Genomic DNA, 23,680 nt, shown 5'->3' with positions numbered 1-23,680 from the left:
CTCACCCGATCGAAGGACCTCCCGCTGCGCCGCCCAAACGAATTTGATCCTGAGACGGAATCCGATACAGTTTCTTCATCGCCGGACGGCGCCCCGAACGGGGGAACGGACCGGAGACATGCGGACGTGGCTCAGTGGTAGAGCATCACCTTGCCAAGGTGAGGGTCGCGGGTTCGAATCCCGTCGTCCGCTCGCGTGGGGGCTTGCCCCTGGGTGTACCGCCACCATAGCGCGGTGGAGTGGCCGAGAGGCGAGGCAACGGCCTGCAAAGCCGTGTACACGGGTTCAAATCCCGTCTCCACCTCTTTCCCCGTTCATCGGGGGAGTCTCGAGGACGATTAGCTCAGCGGGAGAGCGCTTCCCTGACACGGAAGAGGTCACTGGTTCAATCCCAGTATCGTCCACCAGCGTTACCGCAGGTCAGCGCCCTAGGTCACCTAGGGCGCTCTTTTGTTTACCTAGGGCGTCGTCACCAAGGCCCCGGAGCTGAGTCCGGACGTCTGCGCCCGGCCCGCTGCGTGGTAGCGGACAGATCGCCGCATCGACCTCGGCAACTCAGCATCGCCGACGTACGCCGCTTCGTCACCAGACTGCAGACCACCTGCCAATGCTGCGCCCAGAGCAAAGAGCGCCGCCGCAAACAGTCCCAATGCTGCGCCATCGGCACCTGCTTCGGACAGTACCTCGCGCCCACCACCGTCCACCGCATCTACCAGGTCCTCGTCGCAGCACTCAACCACGCCGTGCGGGAGGAGTGCCTGCACCGCAACGTCGCCGCCCTCGTCAAGGTCCCCACCGGCCACGATGGGCACACAGACCCAGAGCACTCAGCCTCGACCAAGCCAATGCCCTCCTGGATGCCGCCAGCGATCACCGCCTCTACGCCCTTGTCCACCTCCCTGCCGCCCGGCATGCGCCGATGCGAACTGCTCAGCCTGCGCTGGCAAGACATCGACCTCGACGCCGGCACCCTCACCATCCACCAAACCCTGCAACGCCTCGTCGGTGCAGGCAACATCTTCACCCCGCCCAGAACCCCACCTCGAAGCGCACCATCACCCTGACCGAACCGGCCATCGCCATCCTCGAACACCACCGGCGCCGACAGAACCGGGAAAAGAGACCCTCGCCGGCCCACGCTGGCACGAAACCGGCCTTGTCTTCACCGCCCGCTACGGCAAGCCACTCGACCCCGACAGCCCGCCCTCCATCTTCGACCGCTTCCGCACCATCGCTGAGCTCCCCCACTTCCGCATCCACAACCTCAGATACACCACAGCGACCCTCCTACGCGAGGAGGGCACCGAACTCCACGTCATCTCCGGTGCCCTCGGCCACGCCCACCTCAACGCGGGGCCATTCTTCAATTATCGACTGCCATATCCTTGCCGCCAGGCCAACTGATCCACGGCAGAAATATCACCGCGTGCGACGAGGAACATCAGATTCAGTGCATATTCGCGCGGCACATCGGCCATGTGCCTAGGACCATCGTCGCCACCGTTGATATTCTCAAAGACAGCCAGCTCATTCTGGAAATATGACAGGCACCAGCCACTTTCATCTTCGGTAACAGATACATCGGGGTGTTCACTATCAAACTCGCCATCCAACTCTGCAATCAGAAAGGGAATTGCCGACTCATCTCCATCATCCATCCCACCGTCACGATGCATAATTGTGAACGTCATTTCATACACCCTAGTTCGGGGGAGCGCCGTTGGGGATGGCCCACTCGGCGTATCCACCTGCGCCTCCTGGATGGATGATACTTTGCCATACCGATCCCGGATCGTGCTGGAATCTGGGGACCAACGACATCACTCCGAGTCTACCCTGCGCATTCACAGATGGTTCATGTTGCCAGGTCCAGTCAACAGGATTTTTCCGGCCGCCAGTAGACGACACGCGTTTTGATACGCCAGGTATCAGGTTCTCCATTTGCTTGGCAAATGCTGGATCCGACTTCAACGCCGCATCCAGCGCAGTATTAGCGCGATTGAAGTGCACGCTACGCGATTTACCATAATCAGCCGGGTCGAGTTCCATCTGAAATGCGGCAGTGTACTGATTTGGCCCATTGGCGCACTTGCACGGATTACCATTTGCATCCACCCCGGCGGTACAGTTGTGAACCAGAATCGGGGTATTTCCTGCGACTACGTAGAACGTGTGCAGGCTGCCGATGGTCAGGTCGTACGTGGTCGTGTCGGCGTGGTAAAGGTGGAGCGCAGTGATGACGGCCGTGCCGTCGGTCGTCTGCAGGGTGTCGCCTACGTGCAGGTGCTGGGCTTCGACGAACGAGCTTTGAGTCTCGTCGTAGAAGGGGTGCAGGAACGTCGTCGTGATCGTTCCGCCGCTGGTCGCTGCGCGATCCGGGCTGCCGGCCGAGGTGGATCCGGCCGCCTTGCCTTGCGCCGCGGACGACACGACCTGCGCCGCCGTCGACGACGCGGTGGCCGCGGCGGCCGAGGAGGTCTGCGGGTTCGCAGCGCGGACCGCACCGGTGGCGAGGCCGAGCGCGGCCAGTCCTGCGGCCACGCCGATCGTCGCACGCTTTGCGGCGGCCTTGGTCACCTTCGCGGTGGTCGACGCACGCTGACCAGCGCCTTGCGAGGCTGCGGCGCTGCTGGCGACGGGCTTGACGGTCACGTCGACGAAGTCGTGGTCGGTTTGCACGACCTCGACCGCGGTCACCGTGTTCGTCTGGACGCCGGCCTGGCCGGGGACCGAGTTCTCGATCTGGTCGCCGACCTTCACCTGGCTGATCGGCTCGGTCGTGCCGTCGGCCATCAGCACCGGGGTCGCGCCCGTGAACGAGTTGGGCTTGGTCGGACAGCCTGTCGCATCGTCCTCAGGGTCGCCTTCGCCCTTGGCGGACGACGTGTTGCCGGTCGATTCCGACGCATCCGTTGTCGCGCCGCTCGGCGCGTCTGTCGTCGCGCCGCCGCCCGCTTCGACGTTCGGCTCGGACGTACTGCCCGTGGCCTCGCCGGCGTTGGACGCCGCCGTGTCGGTCGCGCCCGTGGCGTCGCCGGCGGCACTGTCGCCGGACGAGCGGAGGGAGCTGGCTGCCTTGCCTATCGCGGACATCGCGCCGCCGGCGATGCCTCCGGTCACGCCGCCGATCACGGCGCCTGTGCCCGCGCTGAGGAGAGCGCCGGTCAGCGAACAGGACTGGCCGCAGCCTATGGAGTAGTTGCCGAAGCCTGATACCGCGCCTACTGCCGCACCGACGACCGCGCCCTTGACGGCGCTGGCCAGGATTCCTTCGCCGAGCTTGGTGGTGAGGCTGCTGGCGAGGCCTTCGGTGGCTCCGCCGACGAACGCGGATAGCGCGCCGACTGCGCCGCTGGCGAGCAGTCCGCCTACGGAGAAGTTTCCGTTCAGGGCCGCGTCGACGGAGTAGTCGACCATGGAGGCCAGTGCGCCGACCAACGGAGCGCATGCCGCGCATGCGAGGGAGGCTGCGACGGTCGCGACCGTCGTGACCACCTGTGTGGCGATGCTGATGGCCGATTTCCACCAGGATCGGTGTTGTGCCTGCTGTTTCGCCTTCTGTTGTGCTGCCGCGGCCTGTTGGGCGGCGACCATGTTGTCGATGTACGTCTTGTCGGTGACCAGTGCCCCGTTTTCGACGTATTGGCCGCCGGTGGCTTGGATCGTGGCGCCCATTGCTCTCGAATACGTGGCTTGTTCGTTTCGCTGAAGGCATTGGGCGGCCTTGGTGCCGTGCATGCAGTCTCGTTCGAGGTCGGAGTCGGCCTCGTCGATGATGTTGTCCTGGGTCTGCTGCACGTATTCGATCTGCTGGGTGACCTGCTGGTTGCACAGCTGGGTGGCGCACTGGCTGGGGGTCTGGACGTAGGTCTGGTCGGGCGTGGGAGGTTCGGTGTCCGGGTTGCCCCCCGTCTCCTGGTTGCAGACCGCGGTGACGCAGTAGGACGCGTAGTGTCCGGTGGGGTCGGTCGCGGTCACCGGGTCGCCGTCGCCGTAGGCGAAGGGGTTGGCGTTGGCGGTGTCGGGGGTCGCGGAGTTGGCGGCGCTGTCCTTGTTCAGGAACGTGCCGGTGGCCGGGTTGTACCAGCGCGAGGCCATGTTGACCTCGCCCGTGGACTTGTCCGTGAACTCGCCCTGGTAGCCGAGTTCGATGCTCTGCATCGTCCCGGTGGAGGCCAGGACGTTGCCGAGCGGGTCGTATTCCTGGGTTCCGGTCAGGGTCGTGCCGCTCGGAGCGAACGACGCGACGACGTCGGTGTGCTGGTCGCTCCACAGCAGGCTGCCTGTGGACGTGCTCCCGGCCGTGTTCTCCCCGACGAGCCCGCCGGACGGATCACGCGAGTAGATCTGCCCGTCGACCTCTGCGACGTCGTTCCCGGCGCCCGAGTACTGCATCGTGCTCGTCGTGGTGCCCGCGGTCTCCGAGACCACGCGGCCTGCCGCGTCGTAGGTGTAGGTGGCCGTGCCGGCGCTCTGCTGCTGGCCGTACGCGTCATCGGTGTACGCGGTGACGACCGGCCCGTTGGCGGTCGACTTCGAGATCTGCGAGACGTCACCGTTCGCGGTGTACGTGTAGGTGTTCGTCCCGTCGCTGGTGAGCTGGTCGCGCGCATCGTAGGCGTAGACGTTCGAGCCGACCTCGGTGCGGTTCGAATCGGCGTCGTACGCGTAGCACGTCAGGGCGCTGCCATTCGTGCAGGTCCCGCTGCCGGAGTAGGCCGGCGTGCTGCTGCCCTTGGTCCAGGACGTGAGCCTTCCGGCCTCGTCGTAGGTGTAGGCGTTCGCGGTGCCGGTCGCATCCTGCTTCGAGGTCAGCTCGCCCGCGGCGTTGTACGCGTACGTCAGCAGGCCGATGTCCGTGCCGGTCGCGGTGACCTTGAGCGAGTCGGAGGTGACGCGGCCCGATGCGTCATACAGGAAGCTGCGGGTCTCACCGCCGGCGCCGCCGTAGCTGACGGACGCGGCCTGCCCGGTCGTCGGGGAGTAGGTGTACTGCGCCGTCGTGCCGGAGGCGGCATCGGTGTCCGCAGCCAGCAGCCCATTGGTGTACGTGTACGTCGAGGTGCCCGACGCGTCGGTCCGACTGGCCATCTGGCCGGCGCCGTTGTACGTGAACGAGGAGGAGTCGGATGCGTCTTGCGAGGCGGTGAGCAGTTCGCCTCGGTCGTTGTAGGTGAACGACTCGCTGGTCGCTGCGCTGTTGGCAGTGGCGCTGGTAGAGGCGGAGAGGATCTCTCCGTCGTTGCCGTAGGTGAAGCTCCGCTGCGCGGTCGGTGCCGTGGTCCCGGAGTCGGAGCCGCTGCCTACGGACCCGTTCTCCTGCGACGCGCGGCCGAAGGCGTCGTAGCCGGAGGTGACGGTGACACCGCCCGGCTCCTGGTCCGCAGTGACCGCACCATCGGCGTCGTAGGTGGAAACCGTCTCCCGATCGGCCAGGCCGGTGTAGGAGTAGGCACTGGTCGAGACCGCCGGGACGATGCTCGCCTCCGGCAGACCGAGGCTGTTGTACGTGGCGTAGGTGGTGTTCCCGTCACCATCGGTGTACGCGGTCTGATGCCCGCTCGCGTCATATCCGTAGGACACCTGGATCGCGTTCGCGCTCGACCCGGACGTCACATAGCCGCTACAGCCGTTCGCGGGATCCGACGCGGCCGTGACCGGCTGGACCTCGCTGCGCAGCATGCCGGTCGCGTCGTAGGAGAAGCACGACGTCGCGTACGTCGCGGTCCCGGACGAGGACTGAGCCGCCGTCTGCTCGAGGGTGGTGCTGGTGGCTGTTCTGCCGTCCACGTCGTAGGTCGCCGAGTTGGCGGCGATCACCGCGCTGGACCCGTCGTAGCTCGTGGAGGCCGTCTGCATACCGGCTTCGTCGTAGGTCGCCGCGGTCGAGGAGCCGTTGGGCTCCACCGTGTCCACGACACGCCCGGCCCCGTCATACGTGTACGACTCCACGGCGACGTCGTTCGAGCTCGCCGTGTCCACCGGGCTGATCTGAGAGGCGACCTCCCCGGCGCTGTCGTACGTGCGGTACGCGGTCCCCAACACCGTCGCCGACGAGGACTGTGACGCGGCGAGGCTCGAAGCGGTCTGCTCCGTCTGCACGGTCGCATACCCCGCCGGGTTCGACGCAGAATACGGCGTCGTGCCGTACCCGAAGGCGACCGTGTCGTACTCACCGGTCTTATCGTCCGATCCGCCAGACCTTTCGTATGTGGTCTGATACGTGACCCGGGCTAGGTAGTCGTAGTCGGTGATCGTCTGCACGCCGTCCGGGTCGGTCGTGTTCAGCTGATCGCCGACCGCGTCATAGGTCGCCGACGACGTCAGGGGCGTGGAGATCGCACCCGACAGGTCGGTCTGGGTCTCACCGACCGTCAACCCGAGGTTGTTGTAGGAGGCCGAGGTCTCCGCGCCCGCGGTGTAGCCCGTGGTGTCGAGCGGCAGGGTGCCGGGGCTGACCGTCTCGGAACCCGTCGCCGCCGGGTCCCAGGAGTGGATCAGCTCGCCGCCCGCGTCGTACTGGTTGACCGTCACGGGGGTGACACTGGCCGGCCCGGATCCCGGGTCGGGCCGGTTGTAAGTGGGATCCTGCGTGTAGATCTTGAGGCCGTCCGCGTCGTAGCCGGCGCGTGTCTCGTTCCCGTCGGCGTCCACCGCCTCGACGCTCTCGCCGAAGGTGTCGTATCCGACGCTCGCCACCGCCTGGGCGTTCGCCTGGCTCACCGCGCCGCTCGTGGCATCGACCGTCGTGCTCGACACGGTCGGGCTGATCGTCTCGACCTGCTGGCCAGCCGCGTCGTAGACGTCGTAGGTGACGTTGCCGGCGGGGTCGGTCACCGCAGTGGCCAGACCGCGCCAATCACGCTCGTACGACGTCGTACGCGTGAGCGAACCGTCGATCGAGGACGAGGTCAGCTCCTCGCCGAGCGCATTGAACGTCGCGGTGGCATCCGAGACCGTCACCCGCGCACCGGAAGAACCCTGCGCGTACCCGACGACCGTGGTCTCGAGCGGCTGGCCGCCCAGCCCGTAGGTACTGGTGGTCACTCGGTCCACGCCTGCAGGATCAACCGTCGTGACGGTCTTCTCGCCGGCGGGATCGTAGGCGTAATCAGTCTCCAGGGTGCCGTTCTGGCTGATCTGTTTGGTCAGTTCTCCCGCGCCGTCATACGACGAGGTCGCATCGACAGAGGAGTGCCCGGAGCCATCCGACTCAGTGACCTGGTAACCCAGGCCGTTGTCGTAGTACTTGTACGTCGTGGTGCGATCCACCCCGCCCGGGTCCTGCACCGTTTCGGAGATACGTCCGGCCGGGTCGTACGACCACGTCTCCTGGATCAGGTCGTTGCCGCTGCTGGCCTGGCCGTGCTCGTCCGTGTCGGCCAACTCGACCAGGCGTTTACGGCCCGCGCCGTCATAAAGCGTCTGGGTCTGCCTGTGGAGGGCGTCGGTCGAGGTCTGCACGTTGCCGTACGCGTCGTAGGTGTACGTGCCAGTGTGGTTTTCGCCGTCCTGATCGGCGGGGAACTGCGCGAGCTGGTTGCCGCTCGCATCGTAGGTGTACGACGCGTTCCCCGCCGGCGCGGTCTGCGATGTCACCTGGTCGTAGTTGTTGTAGACGTCCGTCGTCTCGCGCGACTCGTCTCCGCCGCCCCAGTCCGCGACCGTCGTCGAGAGGACATCGCCGTCGTCGTCGTAGGTGTAGCTGGTCACTGAGGTGTGCGTCGCGCCGGTCACCGCGTCGGTGACCGCGGGGTTGGTGACCTGCGCCAGCTCACCACGGGTGGTGTAGAGGTAGGACGTGGTCTCGTTCATTCCGCTGGCGGCGGGCAGCGACGCGTCGGAGCGGCCCTGTGCGTAGAGCGCGGAGACCTCGGTGGAGGACAGTGCCGACTGGAAGGTCTGCACGTTGGCGATGTTGCCGGGGAAGGGCAGGGAGCCGTTGTCAGAACCGAGGACGAGGTCACCCGTGGACGGGGTCCAGGACTGGGCGGCCGTGGCCGTTCCGTCCAGGACGCCGTTGATATAGAGGGACAGTTTCCCGGACGAGCTGTCGTAGGTGGCGACCAGGTGGTACCAGGCGCCCACCGCCGGGGTCGAGAACTGGGTCGAGACCGGGTAGTAGGTCGGGCTCGAGGACTGCGCCGAGGTGGTCTGGAAGAGGAACCGGTCCGCGCCGTCATACGTCGTGTACAGGAGCTGCGCGGACCCGGCGGATGCGGCATCGCCCTTGACCTCGGCGATCATGGCGTAATTCGATGGCAAGGACGAGAGCTGCGCCCACGTCGAGATCGAATAGCTCTTGGTCGTATCCAGCACCGGGTTCGCCGTCTCGATCCCCTGCCCGTCGGTGCCCGGGAAAGACGCATACGAGCCGTTGAACGTCACATCCGTCGCCGTGCCGGAGTTGCCCCGACCGGAGGCATCCTGCGCGCTCGAACTACCGGCGGCGTCCGTCATCGGCCACGCGGCGGTGGTCGCAGTGGACACCGACGCGCTGGTACGGCCTTGTGCGTAGAGGCCGGCGACCTCGGAGGACGAGAGGGTCTCCTGATACGTCTGGACATCGGCGATATCGCCCGGGAACGGCGAGGCTCCGTTGTCCGAACCGATCGAGAAATCTCCCGTCGACGGGGTCCAGGACTGGCTCGCCGTGTCCGTGCCGACCAGGGCGCCGTTGATGTAGAACGCGATCTGCCCGCTCGCAGCATCATGCGTGGCAACCAGGTGATACCAGGAGCCGGTCGTCGGACTCGAATTCGGCTGCGCGGTATACCAGGTCGGATTCGACGACTGCGCCGAGGTGGTCTGGAAGATGAACTCGTTCGAGCCGTTATACGTCGTGTACAGGATCGCCGCGGCCGCGCCGGTCCCGGCAGCGCCCTTGACCTCCGCCACCATTGCGTAGTTCGACGGCATCGCGGACAGCTGCACCCACGTGGAGATCGAATAGCTCTTGGTCGTATCCAGCACCGGGTTCGCCGTCTCGATGCCCTGCCCGTCGGTGCCCGGGAAAGACGCATACGAGCCGTTGAACGTCGCATCCGTCGCCGTGCCCGTGTTCCCGGAGCCCGAGGTGTCCACTGCGCTCGTGCTGCCCGCCGCATCAGCCAGCGGCCAGTTCCCGCTCGTCGGATCCGTCAGGACGGCACCGGCCCGACCCTGCCCGTAGAGCGTCGCGACCTCGGTCGCCGAGAGCACCCGCTGATACGCCTGCACGTTCGCGATCCCGCCGGCGAACGTGCCCGTGTTCACGCTCGCGCCGGCGTAACGAGAGGCACCGATCGTGAGCGGACCTGCGGCAGCCCACGGCGTCGTCCACGCCACCGAACCGATCTTCGCGCCGTTCACATACAGCGTCAGGGTGCGCGCGGACGCGTCGAACACGGCCGTCACCAGCGACCACGCACCGACCGCCACCGTGGATGTCGTATTGACCTCCGCTACGGTGCTCGTCGACGCATCCGAGTTCTCGGCCGCGAACTCCCACTGCCCCGACGCGTTCTCCTCCAGATACACCGCGCAGTGGTTCGTCCCGCAGACGTTGACCACCGGCTGATAGCCCGAAGAGTTCGACGGATCCACCCACGCGGAGACCGTGTAACTCGCCGCGCTGTTGAGAACGGCGTTGCCGGCCACGATGCCCTGCCCGGCAGTACCGGGGAACGACGCGTACGAACCGTTGAACGTGGCATTCGTCGCCGTGCCCGAATTGCCCAGGCCCGAAGTGTCCAGCGCGCTCGTACTGCCCGCCGCATCGGTCAGCGGCCACGCTCCGACCAACTGGTGGCCCGTCGTCTTCGAGCTGATCCGACCCAGCCCGTCATAGGTGAACGTCGTGACGTTCCCGTCCCCGTTGGTGACCGCACACACGTCGCCGTCGGCGTAGTACGTGTAACGCGTGAGTGCGCCACTCGCCGTGGTGGTCGAGGCTTCCATACCGGTGGGCGCGGGCTTCGCCGCTCCGGCATCGCAGGACGGGAACGCACTGGTGCCGTTCGTATACGTGCTCGATGTCGTGTGCCCGAGCGGATCGGTGGTCGCCAGCGGGTTGCCGAACTTGTCATACGCGTATGTTGTGCGGTACCTGGTATCGGTCGCCGAGCTCGAGTTCGCAGTGGCCGAAGTGGCCAGCACGTCATTGCGGGGATCGAGATGGTTGACCGGATCGAAGTAGTACGACTTATAAGACGTCGAGCACTTCTGTTCGACCTGGTCCTGGCACGTGGTCTCGGACACGTCGTTGCCGCGGTCGTCGTGACCGGTGATCGTCTCATCACCGTTCGGATCCACCACCGTGTCCAGCGAGCCGGCGGAGTCGTACCCGTAGGTGGTCATCGCTCCCATCGGGTCCTGCGACGCCGCCTCGCGCATCCCGTTAGCCGGGTCGTAGTAATACGTGGCAACCGGCGCCGCCGACGAATGGGTGACGACCTGGTCGTACGAGTCCAGCGGTGTGGTGACCGTCACCTTCTCGATGGCGTTGTAGTAGTACACATTGCCGAGCGCGACCTGCTTGTATGCGCTCCACAACTGCGAGACCGCGGAGTCCGACAACGCACTGCCGTACACGGCGACGTCCGCCATGTCACCCTTGAAGAACTGCGAGGTCCCGGTGCTGGAGGTCGAGGACTGATAGGTCTCGTTCGTCCACTTACCGCCGATGTAGCCTGCGCCGAGGTACGCGTTGGTCTGGCCCGGTTCCGCCACGAGGCTCGGGTCAAGGGTGGAATCGGCCGCCGTCCCGTCGACGAACATCGCCTCACTCGTCGGTGTGGCACTGCTCGAGGGCGAAGCGCTCGCCGAACTCGCGGACGGATCCGGACACGGCGACGGAGTGGGGCTCGCGCTCGAGGTCGGGGCCGCCGGCACGGTCGCCTCCGCGCTCGGGCACACCTGGACACCGTGCGAGGCCTTGGCGGCCTGGCCACCGGTCAGCACCACCATGTGCCACTTGTTGTCGTCCACCACCGACGCCGACGTGTACTGATACCCCGGCTTGGCATAGAAGCTGCCGTGCAGCTTCCCGTCGGACCCGACGTAGAGCATCGGGGTGTAATTGCTGGACGTGGTCGTGACCGTGCCCGCGGGATTCAGCGCGTCCACCGAGGACGAGAGAAGCACTCCCCCGGCCGTCGACGTCTTGAACCAGAGCACCACCGACCCGGTCGTCAGCTCGTTGAGGAAGTCCGAGGGCAGAGTGACGAACGAACTCGACCCGTTGAAGGTGCCGGCCGTGTAGGTCGGGGTGCTGCCCGAGGCGGCGCTGTTGAACTCCGACCCGTCCGTGCCCAAAGTCAGCTGGTTGTAGAGCGCTTGCTCGGCCGTCCCGTCCAACCCGGTGCCGTCGGAAGTCGTCTCATCCGTGACCGAGTTCGTCATCACCGACGCCGACGCACCGTCCCCCAGCGTCCAGTCGAACGTCGGTCCGTACGCGGCGACATCGGCCCGGTAGGCCTGGGCCGAGTAGCCGGCCGAGGGTGCCGAAACGGTGTACAGCGCGCCATTGCCATCGGTGACCGACGAGACCCGGCCGGTCACCGAGTCATAGGTGACGTCAGCGTCGTCCGTCGCGTTCGGGTTCGTCGACAGGTTCGGCCGGGTGATCTTGCTCAGCAGCCGCGAGGCCCCATGACCGGCCGCATACAGCTGGCTGATCTGCATCGCCGAGAGCGAAGTCCCCCACACCGCCACATCGGAGATCGCGCCGTTGTACCAGTCCGTGGCGCTGCCCGCATACAGACCCCGCCCGATGCGCAGCACACCGCTCGCGCTGTAGAACGGCGTCGTATCCGTCGCTGTCCCCACCGCCACACCGTTGACGTACATCGTCAAAGTTCCGGTCGAGGCCACATACGTGCCGGTCAGGAAGTACCACGTGTTCGCACTCTCGGCCGCGGAATCCGAAGCCCGGGTGGCGCTCGAGCCCGCCGTCGCGTCCGAGGCGATCCGGGAGAACGACCAGTGGTCGCTGATCAACTGAAGGTAGAACTCGGAGTTGTGCGCGCCGTCTTCGGTGACCACATCCTGTGTCGCGGACGTGCTGTTGGCCTTGGCCCAGGCCGAGACGGTGAAGTCACCGACCGTGTCCACGATCGAAGCCGTCGAGGAGGCGTAGGAACTCGACCCGTTGAACGTGGCCGCGCTCGCCCCCGACCCGGCGATATCCGAGGCCACCGGACCGGAGCTCGTCCCCGCCGTCCCCAGGCCCACGTTCGTGTACTTCAGTACCCCCGACCCGTAGTTCGCCGCCACCTGCGTCGAAGCCGCGGTCGAGGCGGCCGGTTCGTCCAACGGCCAGTACTGCGCGGCACCGGAGTTGACGATCGTCTCCTGATACACCGAGCCGGCACTGTACTGGTATCCCGTACACGCGCTCGTCTGGCCCGGTCCGCACACCGAGGTCAGATCGTCATTGCCGTCCGCGTAGCCGTAGCCCCAGGACTCGACCAGTGTCGCGGACGACGAGTACTCACCGACCGAGGTGACGTGGCTGTAGGCGGCGCCGGTCGGCTTGGCCCAGGTGAAGGTCAGGTACCGGCCCGAGGTGGCCGAGGTCTCCTTGGAGATGTTCCCACCCGTCGTGGCCGACCACGCAAATGTCAGAGCTCTCCCCTGGGCATCGCTGACCTGCGTGATCCCGTACACGCCGGCCGTCGTCTGCTTCGTGGAATCCTTCGTCGAGATCACCGGAGCCGTCAGCACATGCCCGAACTGGTACTGCGTGTTCTGCCGGTCCAGCAGGCTGTAGCCCGTCGAGGAGGAGTAGGTCAACGTCGCATACCGGCCCGCGGGAGCCTCATACGTGCCGTCGCTCTCCCGGCCGAACGCGATCTCCTCACCGTCCGGGTACGTGACCACGGCCTCGGTGAGATTGCCCGCGCCGTCCAGAATCTGGGTCACCCCGGCGTCGATGCCGGTGGACCACCCGGAGCCGAAGGCCCCGGAGGAGAGCTGGTTGAGCGAGTTGTAGGAGCGCATCACCGACAGCGCGGGACCCGCCGTGGCGACGGTCGCGTCGGTCGCAGCGGACGTGTAGTCGCCGGTCGCCGCGTTGAAGCCCTTGCCCGAGGTATCCGAGGACTGCTGTCCGCCGAGGACGGGTGGTGGCGCGGTCGTGGTGAACGAGTACCAGGTCTCCGGCGCGTCCTGATACCCGTCGAACACGAGCGCCACCCACTGATACGTCTCACCCCACTTCAGCAGCTTGTCCGGGACCGTATACGAGCTCGTCGTCATGCCCTTGGAATCAGCGATCTTCTTACCGGTCGTCCCCGAGTACACGATGAACTCGTAGCCGAGCACCGCCCCCGGGAACATGTCACTGTCCGTCGCCTGAACCGAGAGTGTCGGGGTGAGGGTCTGGACCGCCTCCCCCGACGAGGGCGCCCACGCCGTGATCTGAGCCGGCACGTCCGTCGTGTACGTCAGAGACAGATACGGCGCGTATCCCGAGTACAGCGAGGAGGTGAACCACTTCGAGTAGTAGGGATCCGACTCGGAGGTGGCGATGAGCTCGAGCCCGTAGTAAGAGACGCTCGACTTCCACTGGAACTGGTTGAGCAACGTCGTGCTCAGAGTCAGGTAGGTCCACGACCCGTCGTAGGTCGTCCCGTCTTCGGTCACCGACCCGGTCGTATCCGTCGTATACGACCCGGACCCAACCGTCGTCCCGTAAACGTCGGGCTGGTTGCTTGCCGTCAGCCCCGTCTCGCTCCAAGACGAGGCGGGAGCCTTGATTGTGTAGCTCGCGTACGAGGACGCGGAGTCGGACGCCGCGTACATATACGCCGCGAACTGCGCGGCGGACAAGTGATAGCCCTGATCGGACATCGACGACGTCGGAAAGTTCAGGTAGCTGCGACGTATATTGCCCTCGTTGCCCGGGTCGTCGCCGATGACCATCCGTGTGCTCGAGGCGTAGTTCTGCGACGGGTAGCCGGAGTCGACATACGTCGTCTCCTCCTGGCCGTTGATCGAGACGGACGTCGTCGGATCCACCGTCACCGGGAACACCCGCGCGGGGTCGTCGAGCCACGACTTGTCCAGCGTCATCACGAGATCCTGCGTGCCGTCACTCGCCGGCGCCAGCGAGTACGTGACCGCATGGGTCTCCGCCGGGTCCGGGTCCTTCGAGGTGCCCGCGGAATCGTCCGCATACGGCGCTTCCAGGGTCGCCACCACGGCGCCCGAACCATCCGTCAGCTGCCAGGCGCCGTCAGCGCCCGGCCCGACCGTCAGGCCCTTGAGCGAGAGCGGGAACCTCCACACGTTCCCCGCCGAGGCCGAAGTCAGCGTCAGCGATTCCTTCACGCCATAGGACTCGCTGGTCAGCGACAGGTTCGTCGACGGCAGGATCCCGGGGTAGGTCACGGTCATTCCGTCGCTCGACTCGACGCCCGTGACGTCGTTCGCCCCCGCCAGCGACCAGCCGAACTGCTCCGAGGAGGACAAGGCCAAGGACGCCAGCAGACCCGCCGACGAGGACCCGGGGGGCGTGGAGGGCGTGGACGCGCTCAGGGTCGTGCCGGCTCCCGGCACATCCTGCAGCGTCGAACCCGGAACCGACTGCGCCTCGATCCCCGCGCCCGCGCCCGACCGTGCTGCCAGGTTCAACCCGAACGAGTTCGACTTGGCTTCGTACGTGTTCGAGGACGAGGCCAGGGCGAGCGAGCTGTCGATCGGGTGCCACTGGCCGCTCGAGTCCTTGAAGTTGACCGGCGACTGCGACAAGTGCTCGGTCAGCGAGCCGTCGGCATTGTCGTACCAGGTGGTGGTCGAGGTCGTCCGCTTCTGATCCAGCTTGCTGGTCTTGGCGTCGTAACCGGTCTGAATCGTCGCCGACTTGCCGGGCGTCACCTTCGTCGCGACGCGGGACGGGTCGTACTCCGGAAGCTGGCCCACCCCCTTGCCCGGAGCGTGCCCGCTGCCCGCGCCGGCCTTGTCCGAGCCCGAATGCACCGGCTTGCCGTCCGCCTCGTGCGGCAGGATCAGGCCGACCGCGTCATCGAACGCCGAGGTGAGCGAATGCCACGCGGACGAGACCGCCCGCGACGCCCCGCCGCCGGCTGCCAGCTTCTCCGGCGGCTGAGTGTCCGTGGCGATGCCGATCATGAGGGCGAACACCGCGACCACCGCGGTCACGCCCACCGCACCCCAGCGCCGACGCCGGACCCCGAAGAAGCGACGCTTCCCACCCACAGCAGCTCACCCATCTCAGCACACGAACAGCGAGAGACGTGGCGTCACCGCCACGTCGCGGACAGATATACCAGACCCCTGTTTCGAGACACAAGAGCCTGATTGCAGCTCGTTGAGTAAACTATGAGATGCATCACATCGAACGTCCGCGCGACCGCGCTTCGCCCGGTCGTGACCGCCGGTGACTACGGGACTCGACCTGATGTACGCTCCCGCACCATGGCACGCAGTGGAACTCGCAACCGCAACAATCTGCCGAAAGCGCGGGTGGAGGAAGCCGACCGCCGGACGCTCGTCCGCGCTGTCAGTACCCTGTTGTCCGGAGTCGAGCGCCTTCGAACATTGATGCGTCGGCACCCGCGGCCCTCGGCGGCGATCGGCGTCGTGGTCGTAGCCGGCGTGGTCACACTCGCGGTCCTGGAGACCCAATCCTCCCCGGCCCCGTACCACCCGGCTTCGCGCTCGCGGCAGTACGCCGACTACAGCGCCTGCCTACTCACCGACAGCAGCGGCATCACCGGGCCCGCCGCTTCAGTGGTCTGGTCCGGAATGCAGCAAGCCTCGGCGAAGACCACGGAACAGACCAGCTACCTCGCCGTCCAGGGCGACCAGACGCTGACCAACGCGGAGACGTATTTCAACACTCTGGCCGGTCGCGGCTGCGACGTCATCCTCGCCGCCGGACAGCTGCCCGCTCAGGCGGCGAACGCGCGTTCCTCGACGTACCCGAAGATCACCGTACTGAGCTACCCGAGCGCCGGGGACTCGGGCGGGGCGACGACCCAGGACGTGGAAGCCGCACTGACGAAGGCGTTCCAGGCAGCCGGCTGACCCTGGATCCACCGCCGAAAGCTCAACCGGTTGACCAACAGTCAAACGGTTGAGCTTTCGGCGTTTACCGCGACCGCCGCACCATCAGGGCGCTGACGGGGACGGTGAGCGCGATGACGGCGAGGGCGCCCAGGAAGACGACCTGAATGGCGTGCAGCGCGGTTTCCGGCCGGCCGCTGCGAGCCGAGAGGAAGTAGACACTGCCGAGCACCGCCACGCCGAGCGTCGCGCCGAGTTGCTGGACGGCGTTGAGCAGACCGGCCGCGGAGCCGATCTCCTGCGGGCGGACCTGGTGCAGCGCGGTGGTGAAGAACGTCGGGCTGAACAGGCCCCCGCCGACGCCGACGACGGCGAGCGCGACCGGAAGCGCCTTGGGGTACGAGCCGCTCGGATCGGCCTGGTGGTAGACGGCGAGCGTGGCGGCGAGGCCGACGAGCATGACGGCCAGTCCGATGCCGGTGAGCTTATGCCCGTACCGGCCGACCAGGCGTGCGCCGGCGATCCAGGACGCGACGCCGGACCCGACGGACCAGGGCACCAGGGTGAGGCCGGCGGTCAGCACGCTCTCGTCCGCGCCCATCTGCAGTTCGAGCACGATCACCAGGGTCAGCCCGGTGATGGTGCCGAAGAACAGGGTGGAGGTGACCAGGGCGGCCGGGAAGGTGCGGTCTCGCAGCAGGCTGACCTCGACGAGCGGGAGCCGGCCGGCCGCGGCGGCGTGGCGCTGCTGCAGGGCGAAGACGGCCAGGATGACCGCGCCGCCGGCCATGGCGGCCCACTCCCCCGCGGACAGCCGGCCGCTGCCGACGTTGATCAGCGGGTAGACGATCAGGCCCACACCGGCCATGACCAGCACGGTGCCGACCGGATCGATCCCGGGGCGGCGCGGGGCCCGATCCTCCATCAGCTTCTGCGCAGCGGCCAGCACCCCGAGGCTGAGCGGCACGTTGACCAGGAACACGGCGCGCCAGGAGGTGCCGAACAGGTTCGCGTGAGTGAGTACGGCGCCGAGGATCGGGCCGCTGACCGCCGCGAGGCCCATCACCGGGCCGATCGAGCCGAGCGCCTTCGACATCTCAGGGCCCTGGAACATCGTCTTGATCAGCCCGATGGTCTGCGGGATGATCAGCGCCGCGCCGCAGCCCTGGACCACCCGCAGGCAGATGAGCACGCCCGCGGTGGGCGCGAGGGCGCAGCCGAGCGACGCGAGCATGAACACGACGACGCCGATCCGGAAGATCCGCCGGCGTCCGGCGATGTCGCCGAGCCGGCCGCCGGTGACCAGCAGCAGCGCGAAGGGCAGCGTGTAGGCGCTGGAGAACCACTGCACGTCCGCGGCTGAGCCGCCGAGCCGGGCGTGCATCACCGGCGCGGCGACCTGCACGATCGTGGAGTCCAGCAGATTCATCGCCTCGCCGGTCAGCAGCGCGGCCAACCCGAGCCACCGCCACCGGTATGTCGTGCCGACCTCCGCTTGCGCGCGTGTGGTCGCAGTCATGGCAGTCCCTTTCCACCGTGCGTCCTCCCGCCGGTCCTGCACGGACCGAGGCGTCCCGTGGACCGAGCGTGGCTGCGCGGCTGCCGGATCTCCATCCGATCCCCGCACTGAGGTCGAAAACATCCATGTGAGGTGCTCGCGGTGACAGAAAATGCCACAGCGGCAGGCCTGGGTGCGCGAAGTCAGCCGCGCCCCGCTTGAAGGGCTGGCGGCCGCGTGGATGAGTCGGCGCTATCCGCCCCGTTTCTTTTCGCGAATTACCGCGCGGACGTTTCCCGAGCCCGTCCGGGAATTGTTTCTGCGACCGCTGCTACATCAGTGTTCGTAATCCCCGGAACCGCGCAACGTCGGCGGGGCCGGCCGACTTCAGCGTCTGGAGCACCGGCGCGGTCTCCATGGTGTGGATCGCCGGGAGCGCGCCGAGCCGGTGCGCGAGGTAGTGGTGCAGGTCCGCCGGGCCCGCGCACAGCGCGTTGGCCACCAGGTTGCGCGGGCCGGTCGTGGCGGCCACGAAGGCCAGCTCCTCGTGCGCGGCCAGGGTGGTGGCCACGCTGTGCAGATGCGCGGGGGCCACCGACATCCACAGCAGCGCCTGGGTCGGCGCGCCGAGCAGCGCCGGGTCGATCTCCACGTCGAAGAAGACGACGCCGCGCGCCTGCAGGTCCTCGAGCCGCCGGGCCACGGTCACCGCGGACAGGCCGGTGAGGGTGGCGAGCTCGGCATGGGTGGCCCGGCCGTCGCGCTGAAGCGCGGCCAGCAACTCGTGGTCGGCCGCGGTCAGCGACGTGCCAGGGCTCTGCGGCGGCGCCGGCTCCAGCTCCCCGTCCTGCTTGAGCAGGCGCTCCTGGTTTTCCGTCAGCACCCGGTAGGAGCCGCGCCAATAACGCGGGCCGCCCAGGTAGGTGTGCAGCAGGTAATGCGCCGAGACCGCGGTGATCGAGGCCGTGCGCGGGATGTCGCGCAGCAGCAGCGAGTGCTCGCCGGGGTTGGTCGAGGTGTTGATGATCGCGGTGATCTCGGTGCCGCCCGAGGTGAGCTTGACCCAGGAGGTGTCCGGCCGGCGAACCAGCGCGCGGGCGAGGTCCTGCGCGCTGTGCGGGCTGGCCGTCAGCCGCAGCAGCCACTGCGCCTGACCGGCCTGGTGCGCGTCCACCACGCAGACCACCCGCAACGCGGTCTCCGCGCGCAGCCGCTGGTAGCGCCGGGCCACGGTCTGCGGCGAGACCTCCAGCGCGGCCGCGATCCGGTTGAACGGGGCCCGGCCGTCGATGCGCAGCGCGTGAACCAACGCCCGGTCGAGTTCGTCGAGCATGAGCGCCTCCTGCATCGGAACACGGGTCCGTGGAATTCCCCCCGGAAACCTCGCCATTATATGCAGCCTACCCAGCATGCTGATGGCAGCATACGGAATTAAAGACCCCTGCCACGGGTGTCGGACGCGCCGAGAGCCGATTCTCGACGCATCTGCGTGAGTGGACGAGGGAACCTTCGGGCCGAGTCGGTCCTCTTCTCCAAGCGGACAAACGAAATCACCTGGTGAAGGAATCCGTCGTGCACCTGCCCGAAGTCCCCGGCGTCACCCACCGCTTCGTCGACCTGCCCACGCGCGGAGTGCGCCTGCACGTGGCCGAAGCGGGGGCAGACGAGGGCGAGACCGTCCTCCTGCTCCACGATTTCCCGCAGCACTGGTACGCGTGGCGGCACGTCATTCCACTGCTTTCGGCCGACCATCGGATCCTGGCCGTCGATCTGCGCGGCTTCGGGTGGTCGGATGCCCCGCGCGGAGGCTACACGGGCATTGCGATCGCCGACGACCTGGTCGCCCTGCTGGACGCGCTCGGGCTGAAGCGGGTTCATCTGATCGGCCACGGGTGGGGTGGGTGGATCGGATTCATCCTGAGCGTGCGCAGGCCCGAGCGCGTGCAGCGGTTCGTCGCGGTGAACATGACCCACCTGTGGCCGAACCATCGCAAGATGCTGCCGAACGCGTGGCGGATGTGGCATACGGCGCTCTTCGAGTACCCGCCGTTCGGCCGATTGCTGCTGCGCCGAGGCCGGTGGTTCATCAGGTTCCTGTTGCGCCACTGGTCGCGCGACGGCAGTGTGCTCGATCGCGCCACACTCGATGTGTACGCGGACGTCTTCCGCGATCCGGCACACGCCAGGGCCGGCGAGCAGCTCCACTTTCAATACGTCATCCGCGAGATCTTCGGGCACCCACGCGGGCGCTTCCGCACGGCGCACCTAGCTGTCCCGACGTTGATCATCGGCGGCCGCGACGATGTGGTCTTCCCGCCGAGCGTCCTCGCCGACGGGGAAGGACACGCCGACGACCTGCACGTGGCGATCGTGGAGGATGCCGGCCACCTGCTGCCCGAGGAACGTCCGGAGGCTGTGGCCGAGCATGCGCGTGCCTTCTTCGCACTGCGGTCGGCGTGCTCGGGATCCCGGCCGTGACCATGGCTGCGACGGGCCTCCCCCTAAGCGCCGTGCACACGGCACGCCCTAGTCTTGGCCGCGTGAGTTCGGAGGCTGCCACGATCCCGCTCGACCGATTCACTCTCGCCGCGGATCTGTTGCGCCGGGCGCAGCGCGGCGACGCGGTGGCGATGAACGAGTTGCTGGATCTGCTCACGCCGTACGTCACGCGGCTGTGCGCGCCCATCGCGTTGCAGGATGGCGCGGATGCCGCGCAGGAGGCGCTGATCGCGGTGTTCCGCGGGCTGCGCAACGTCCGCGACCCGCAGGCGCTCTACGGGTGGGTGCGCACGACTGCCGTCCGCGAGGCGGTGCGTGTGGCTCGCCGCGCGCACCCGGCGGTCGCGGCGGAGCTCGAGGATCTACCGGCGCCCGGCAGTCTCGAGCTGGCTGCGGACATCCGGGACGTGCTCGATCGCCTCACGCCTGAGCATCGCGCAATTCTCGTGCTGCGCGAGATCGAGGGCGTGGATGAGAAGAGCGCGGCCGAGCTGCTCTCGATCTCCACGGGCACGGCCAAATCCCGCTTGAGCCGGGCCAAAAACAGCTTCCGAAAGGCGTGGACGTCATGACCTCCGACTGGCCTGATGTCGAACTCGACCAGGTGCGGCGGATGCGGGTGCTGGCCGCGTCGCTCCCTGGCGTCTCCTACGCTGAGGCCCACCTGGACATCCCGTTCGACCGGGTGTGGGCGTTCATCGAGGACATGGAGACGAGCATGCCCGCGCTGATCACGGACTTCCGCTCGTTCCGCATCGCCGAGCGCGCGCCGGTGGGCGATGCGGGCGAGATCCGCATGAAAGCCAAGGCCGTGGGGCTGCTCGGCAACCGCGGCGCGTTCGACGTGATCCTCAAGCCCGGCTGGTGTCTGATGCAGAGCCGACTGGTGATCGGCGGGATGGCGGCATCGCCGGAAGAAGGGGGCACGAGGTTCGCCGGATGCGGCACGCTGCGCCTTCCCGGCAGCCGGCTGCTGGCCAGAGCCGAAGGCGGCCGCGGCGCCGAGCGCATCATCGCCAAGCTGCGCACGCAGCTGGGCTGAAAGCGTGTCGTCATTCCGAACATGGGGACTGAGCTGGGAAAATAGCCAGGCTTTGGGCGTGTGAGACGGCGTGGTAGGTGGCAGCGTCGAGGTGATGGTGCGACTCGCCACAGCGCGCAGCAGTCGTGGTCTCAGTCGACGGATTGCTCGATGCGCATGAGGTTTCCGTGCGTGCGAGGGCCGAGGTTCTGCGGGCGGAGGCTGCGCGGGTCGCTGCGCAGCTCGCTGAGGTGGAGTTGGTGCTTGAGCACATCGAGATCTCGCGGGCCACGCTCGCTGCGGTGCTCGCCGTGAATGGCGCCTCCGACGTCCGGACACAGGGTGTTGCTGGGTGCGCGCGCAGCAGTTGGCAGCAGCGCTGGGTCTGGAGGTCACTGCGGCCTGCGCATCGGGCGATCCGCGGCGTTGCCGTACTGGTGCGCCAGACAGTTACACGACACGCCGCCGCGGATACCGCGTTGAGCGACGGCGGGAGCGTACAGCAAGGGCAACAGGGCCTATTCGCGTGCTCACGGACTCAACACCCTCGAGCTACACAGCAGGCCTGCCTTTACGCGCAGACCGGGGGTGAAACCACCCCGAAGCATGGCCCGCCCGCCCCGTCTAGATCCAGGAGTAGTTCTCGTCCGTGACGGCGGCCAACGCGGCGTCGAGAACCTGGGCGTGTGGGGAGTCCAAGGCAGCGAGCGCCGGGCCGATCGGAGGAAACAGCGGCAGGGCGGCGGTTTCGCGGTAGTCGATCCACTCGATCGTGCCGAGCTCGTAGGAGCCGTCGGCCTGCGCATCGAACTCCTCGGCGGCGAGCGTCTCGCGGACGGCCGGGCTGACGTGGAAGCGGTAGATCAAGTGCAGTTTGCGCGGCGGAGGCGTCGGACCGGGCCTCGAGACACGCTGGTCGAGGACCCACAGCAGTTCGCCGCCGTCGGCTTGGTCGAGGTCGAGGTTCAATTCCTCAGCCAGCTCCCTGCGCAACGCCTCCGGCAGCGGCTCCGCGCCCTCAACGTTGCCACCGATCGTGGTGTACAGCGTCGATCCCTCTCTGTCACGCCGGATGAGCGCTACCTCGCTGCCGCAGAACACGACCGCACTGGTACGGATCCTGATTGTCGAGAACGCGGCCGAGCCGGCGCTGGGAGTGCTGGTCACGGCGGCCAGTATGCCGCTCTCGCCTTCCACATCTCCAGAGACCTCAGCAGACCTCGATTCCCGCTACGCGACAAGCCCAGCTCAGTCCCCACGTTCGGAATGACAAGTGTTCGGAGTGCTGAGCGAGAGCGTCGGCAGGGTTTGGTGCGGGCGCGGAGCAGTGGGCCTGTTATCTGGACCAGAACTGGCGAGGCGCGTAGCCGTCGCGGCGGAGCCAGTGCTCGGTGTAGACGATGCGGTCGGCTTCCACGACGATCAGTGGGCCGGCGGGCGGGGTGTCGAGGGGGCGGCCGCGTTCGACGTGGTCTGATTGCCAGCGGAAGGCCGGCCAGTAGCTCGCATGCTCGTCGTCCTCCGGCATGAGGACCCGCGCGCGGCCGAAGAGTTGGGCGCCGCGGCTGCTGGCCTGGCCGACTAAGGGGGCGAAGACGCCGATGGAGACGCGCGGGTCGACGGCTATGTTGCGCATCTTGGGCGACGAGGCCATGGCGGTGAACATCACGGCGAAGTCGAGGTGGTAGTAGCGCACCGGGGTGGCCAGCGGACCTTGTGGGCCAGTGGTCGCGACGACGCACATGTTCTGGCTCGAGAGCAGGTTCAGGATGCGCTCTTCGAGACGGTCGCGGTCCAGGCCGCGCTCCGGCGACGGGCCGGCCAGCCAGGGGTTTGTCAGCATGAGCGATTATCGAGGAACTCGGTGGCGCCACGCAGTGCGGTTCGGAGCGTGGACTGGGTGTTGCGGGAGTCCAGGCGGACGGCGAGCGGGCCGGGCGTCGGAGTGGTGGCGCGCTGGTCTGGTCGTAGCCGCTTCTCGTCGAGGCCGAGACGTCGCGCGATCATGCATCCGAGGTCGTAGCGGCTCACCGCCTCCGGCCCGGCGGCGTGGAGGATGCCAGAACGCTGCTGCTCTGCGATCTCCAGCAGCGCCGCGGCGAGGTCGGCGACATGGACCGGGCATCGTAGGACGTCGGTGAAGAGCACGCCCTCGTTCTCGCCCGATATGAGGGCTCTGACGAACTGCTCGTGAACGGAGTGGCCGTCGCCGACGATGAGCGAGGTGCGCACGATCGCCGCGGTGGGGTCGATCGCTTGAATCGCGGTCTCCGCGGCGGCTTTCGCGGCGCCGTAAGGGGTGAGCGGATCAGGGTACGAACTCTCCGGGTAGGCCGGAGCGCGACCGGAGAACACGGAGTCGCTTGATACCTGGATCAGGTGCGCGCCGCAGGCTGCCGCGGCGAGCGCGACGTTGCCCGGCCCGATGGCGGTCGGCGCCCATGCGTCTTGCCGGTACGCCGCGTTGATGATGCACTGCGGCTGCACCTGGCTGATCAGGGAGGCCACGGCGAGGCGCGAGGTGATGTCGAGGTGATGTCGACTCGCCTCCGCGCGGGACGTCGCTATGACTTCGTGCCCTGATCCGCCTGCCCGGCGCACGACCTCGCTGCCGAGGTAGCCGCTCCCGCCGATGACCATGATCCGCATGA

General features: G+C 67.3%; 13 protein-coding genes and 3 tRNA genes. 9 read left to right on the top strand and 7 right to left on the bottom strand.

Annotated features, from left to right (window positions below):
- The first annotated feature begins 120 nt into the window (after positions 1 to 120).
- The 5 genes from ACTRO_RS40805 (at position 121) to ACTRO_RS51610 (ending at position 1,404) form a co-directional block, all read left to right on the top strand.
- Positions 121 to 192, top strand: a tRNA-Gly gene (locus ACTRO_RS40805).
- A 41-nt stretch (positions 193 to 233) separates the two neighbouring features.
- Positions 234 to 304, top strand: a tRNA-Cys gene (locus ACTRO_RS40800).
- Between the two features lie 28 nt (positions 305 to 332).
- Positions 333 to 407 (top strand) — tRNA-Val (locus ACTRO_RS40795).
- Positions 408 to 518: 111 nt separating this feature from the next.
- The gene (locus ACTRO_RS48460; RefSeq protein WP_169740027.1) at positions 519 to 1,064 is read left to right on the top strand and encodes a site-specific integrase; all 546 of its coding nucleotides are present in this window, start codon (positions 519 to 521) and stop codon (positions 1,062 to 1,064) included.
- Positions 1,006 to 1,404, top strand: coding sequence for a tyrosine-type recombinase/integrase (locus ACTRO_RS51610; RefSeq protein WP_425394867.1), 399 nt, complete (start codon positions 1,006 to 1,008; stop codon positions 1,402 to 1,404). Before ACTRO_RS48460 ends, ACTRO_RS51610 begins: the two co-directional genes overlap by 59 nt.
- Here ACTRO_RS51610 and ACTRO_RS47840 read toward each other — a convergent pair.
- Both ACTRO_RS47840 and ACTRO_RS40780 read right to left on the bottom strand, forming a co-directional pair.
- Positions 1,368 to 1,691: a hypothetical protein gene (locus ACTRO_RS47840; RefSeq protein WP_157436727.1), complete on the bottom strand. Its 324-nt coding sequence runs from the start codon at positions 1,689 to 1,691 to the stop codon at positions 1,368 to 1,370. The two genes, ACTRO_RS51610 and ACTRO_RS47840, sit on opposite strands and share 37 nt — an antisense overlap.
- Positions 1,692 to 1,701: 10 nt before the next feature.
- Positions 1,702 to 15,201, bottom strand: coding sequence for a LamG-like jellyroll fold domain-containing protein (locus tag ACTRO_RS40780; protein WP_157436726.1), 13,500 nt, complete (start codon positions 15,199 to 15,201; stop codon positions 1,702 to 1,704).
- Between the two features lie 219 nt (positions 15,202 to 15,420).
- On the opposite strand from ACTRO_RS40780, the gene ACTRO_RS40775 reads away from it, so the two are divergent.
- Complete coding sequence (locus ACTRO_RS40775) at positions 15,421 to 16,032, top strand: type 1 periplasmic-binding domain-containing protein (RefSeq protein ID WP_157436725.1); 612 nt, start codon at positions 15,421 to 15,423, stop codon at positions 16,030 to 16,032.
- 64 nt (positions 16,033 to 16,096) lie between these two features.
- Here the strand turns inward: ACTRO_RS40775 and ACTRO_RS40770 are convergent, their stop codons facing one another.
- Complete coding sequence (locus tag ACTRO_RS40770; protein ID WP_051452166.1) at positions 16,097 to 17,530, bottom strand: MFS transporter; 1,434 nt, start codon at positions 17,528 to 17,530, stop codon at positions 16,097 to 16,099.
- Between the two features lie 310 nt (positions 17,531 to 17,840).
- Positions 17,841 to 18,842, bottom strand: coding sequence for an Lrp/AsnC family transcriptional regulator (locus ACTRO_RS40765; RefSeq protein WP_034278962.1), 1,002 nt, complete (start codon positions 18,840 to 18,842; stop codon positions 17,841 to 17,843).
- Between the two features lie 239 nt (positions 18,843 to 19,081).
- On the opposite strand from ACTRO_RS40765, the gene ACTRO_RS40760 reads away from it, so the two are divergent.
- From ACTRO_RS40760 to ACTRO_RS40750, 3 genes are all read left to right on the top strand, one after another.
- Positions 19,082 to 19,987 carry an alpha/beta fold hydrolase gene (locus ACTRO_RS40760; RefSeq protein WP_169740026.1) on the top strand — a complete coding sequence of 302 codons (906 nt, stop codon included), beginning with the start codon at positions 19,082 to 19,084 and terminating at the stop codon, positions 19,985 to 19,987.
- Positions 19,988 to 20,139: 152 nt separating this feature from the next.
- Positions 20,140 to 20,580 carry an RNA polymerase sigma factor gene (locus ACTRO_RS40755; RefSeq protein ID WP_342673791.1) on the top strand — a complete coding sequence of 147 codons (441 nt, stop codon included), beginning with the start codon at positions 20,140 to 20,142 and terminating at the stop codon, positions 20,578 to 20,580.
- On the top strand, positions 20,577 to 21,050 hold the full coding sequence (locus tag ACTRO_RS40750; RefSeq protein ID WP_051452164.1) for a hypothetical protein: 474 nt from the start codon (positions 20,577 to 20,579) through the stop codon (positions 21,048 to 21,050). The genes ACTRO_RS40755 and ACTRO_RS40750 overlap by 4 nt, the downstream gene beginning before the upstream one ends.
- Before the next feature lie 603 nt (positions 21,051 to 21,653).
- Here the strand turns inward: ACTRO_RS40750 and ACTRO_RS40745 are convergent.
- The 3 genes from ACTRO_RS40745 to ACTRO_RS40735 form a co-directional block, all read right to left on the bottom strand.
- Positions 21,654 to 22,196, bottom strand: a complete 543-nt coding sequence (locus ACTRO_RS40745; protein ID WP_034278958.1) for an NUDIX domain-containing protein — start codon at positions 22,194 to 22,196, stop codon at positions 21,654 to 21,656.
- 169 nt (positions 22,197 to 22,365) lie between these two features.
- The gene (locus tag ACTRO_RS40740; RefSeq protein ID WP_034271826.1) at positions 22,366 to 22,872 is read right to left on the bottom strand and encodes a pyridoxamine 5'-phosphate oxidase family protein; all 507 of its coding nucleotides are present in this window, start codon (positions 22,870 to 22,872) and stop codon (positions 22,366 to 22,368) included.
- Positions 22,866 to 23,678 carry an SDR family oxidoreductase gene (locus tag ACTRO_RS40735; RefSeq protein ID WP_034271824.1) on the bottom strand — a complete coding sequence of 271 codons (813 nt, stop codon included), beginning with the start codon at positions 23,676 to 23,678 and terminating at the stop codon, positions 22,866 to 22,868. Before ACTRO_RS40735 ends, ACTRO_RS40740 begins: the two co-directional genes overlap by 7 nt.
- Positions 23,679 to 23,680: the final 2 nt, after the last annotated feature.

It is taken from the genome of Actinospica robiniae DSM 44927 (assembly GCF_000504285.1).
Taxonomy (GTDB): Bacteria; Actinomycetota; Actinomycetes; order Streptomycetales; family Catenulisporaceae; genus Actinospica; species Actinospica robiniae.
The sequence above is the reverse complement of the archived record's forward strand: the minus strand, read 5'-3'. Positions and strand labels throughout refer to the sequence as shown.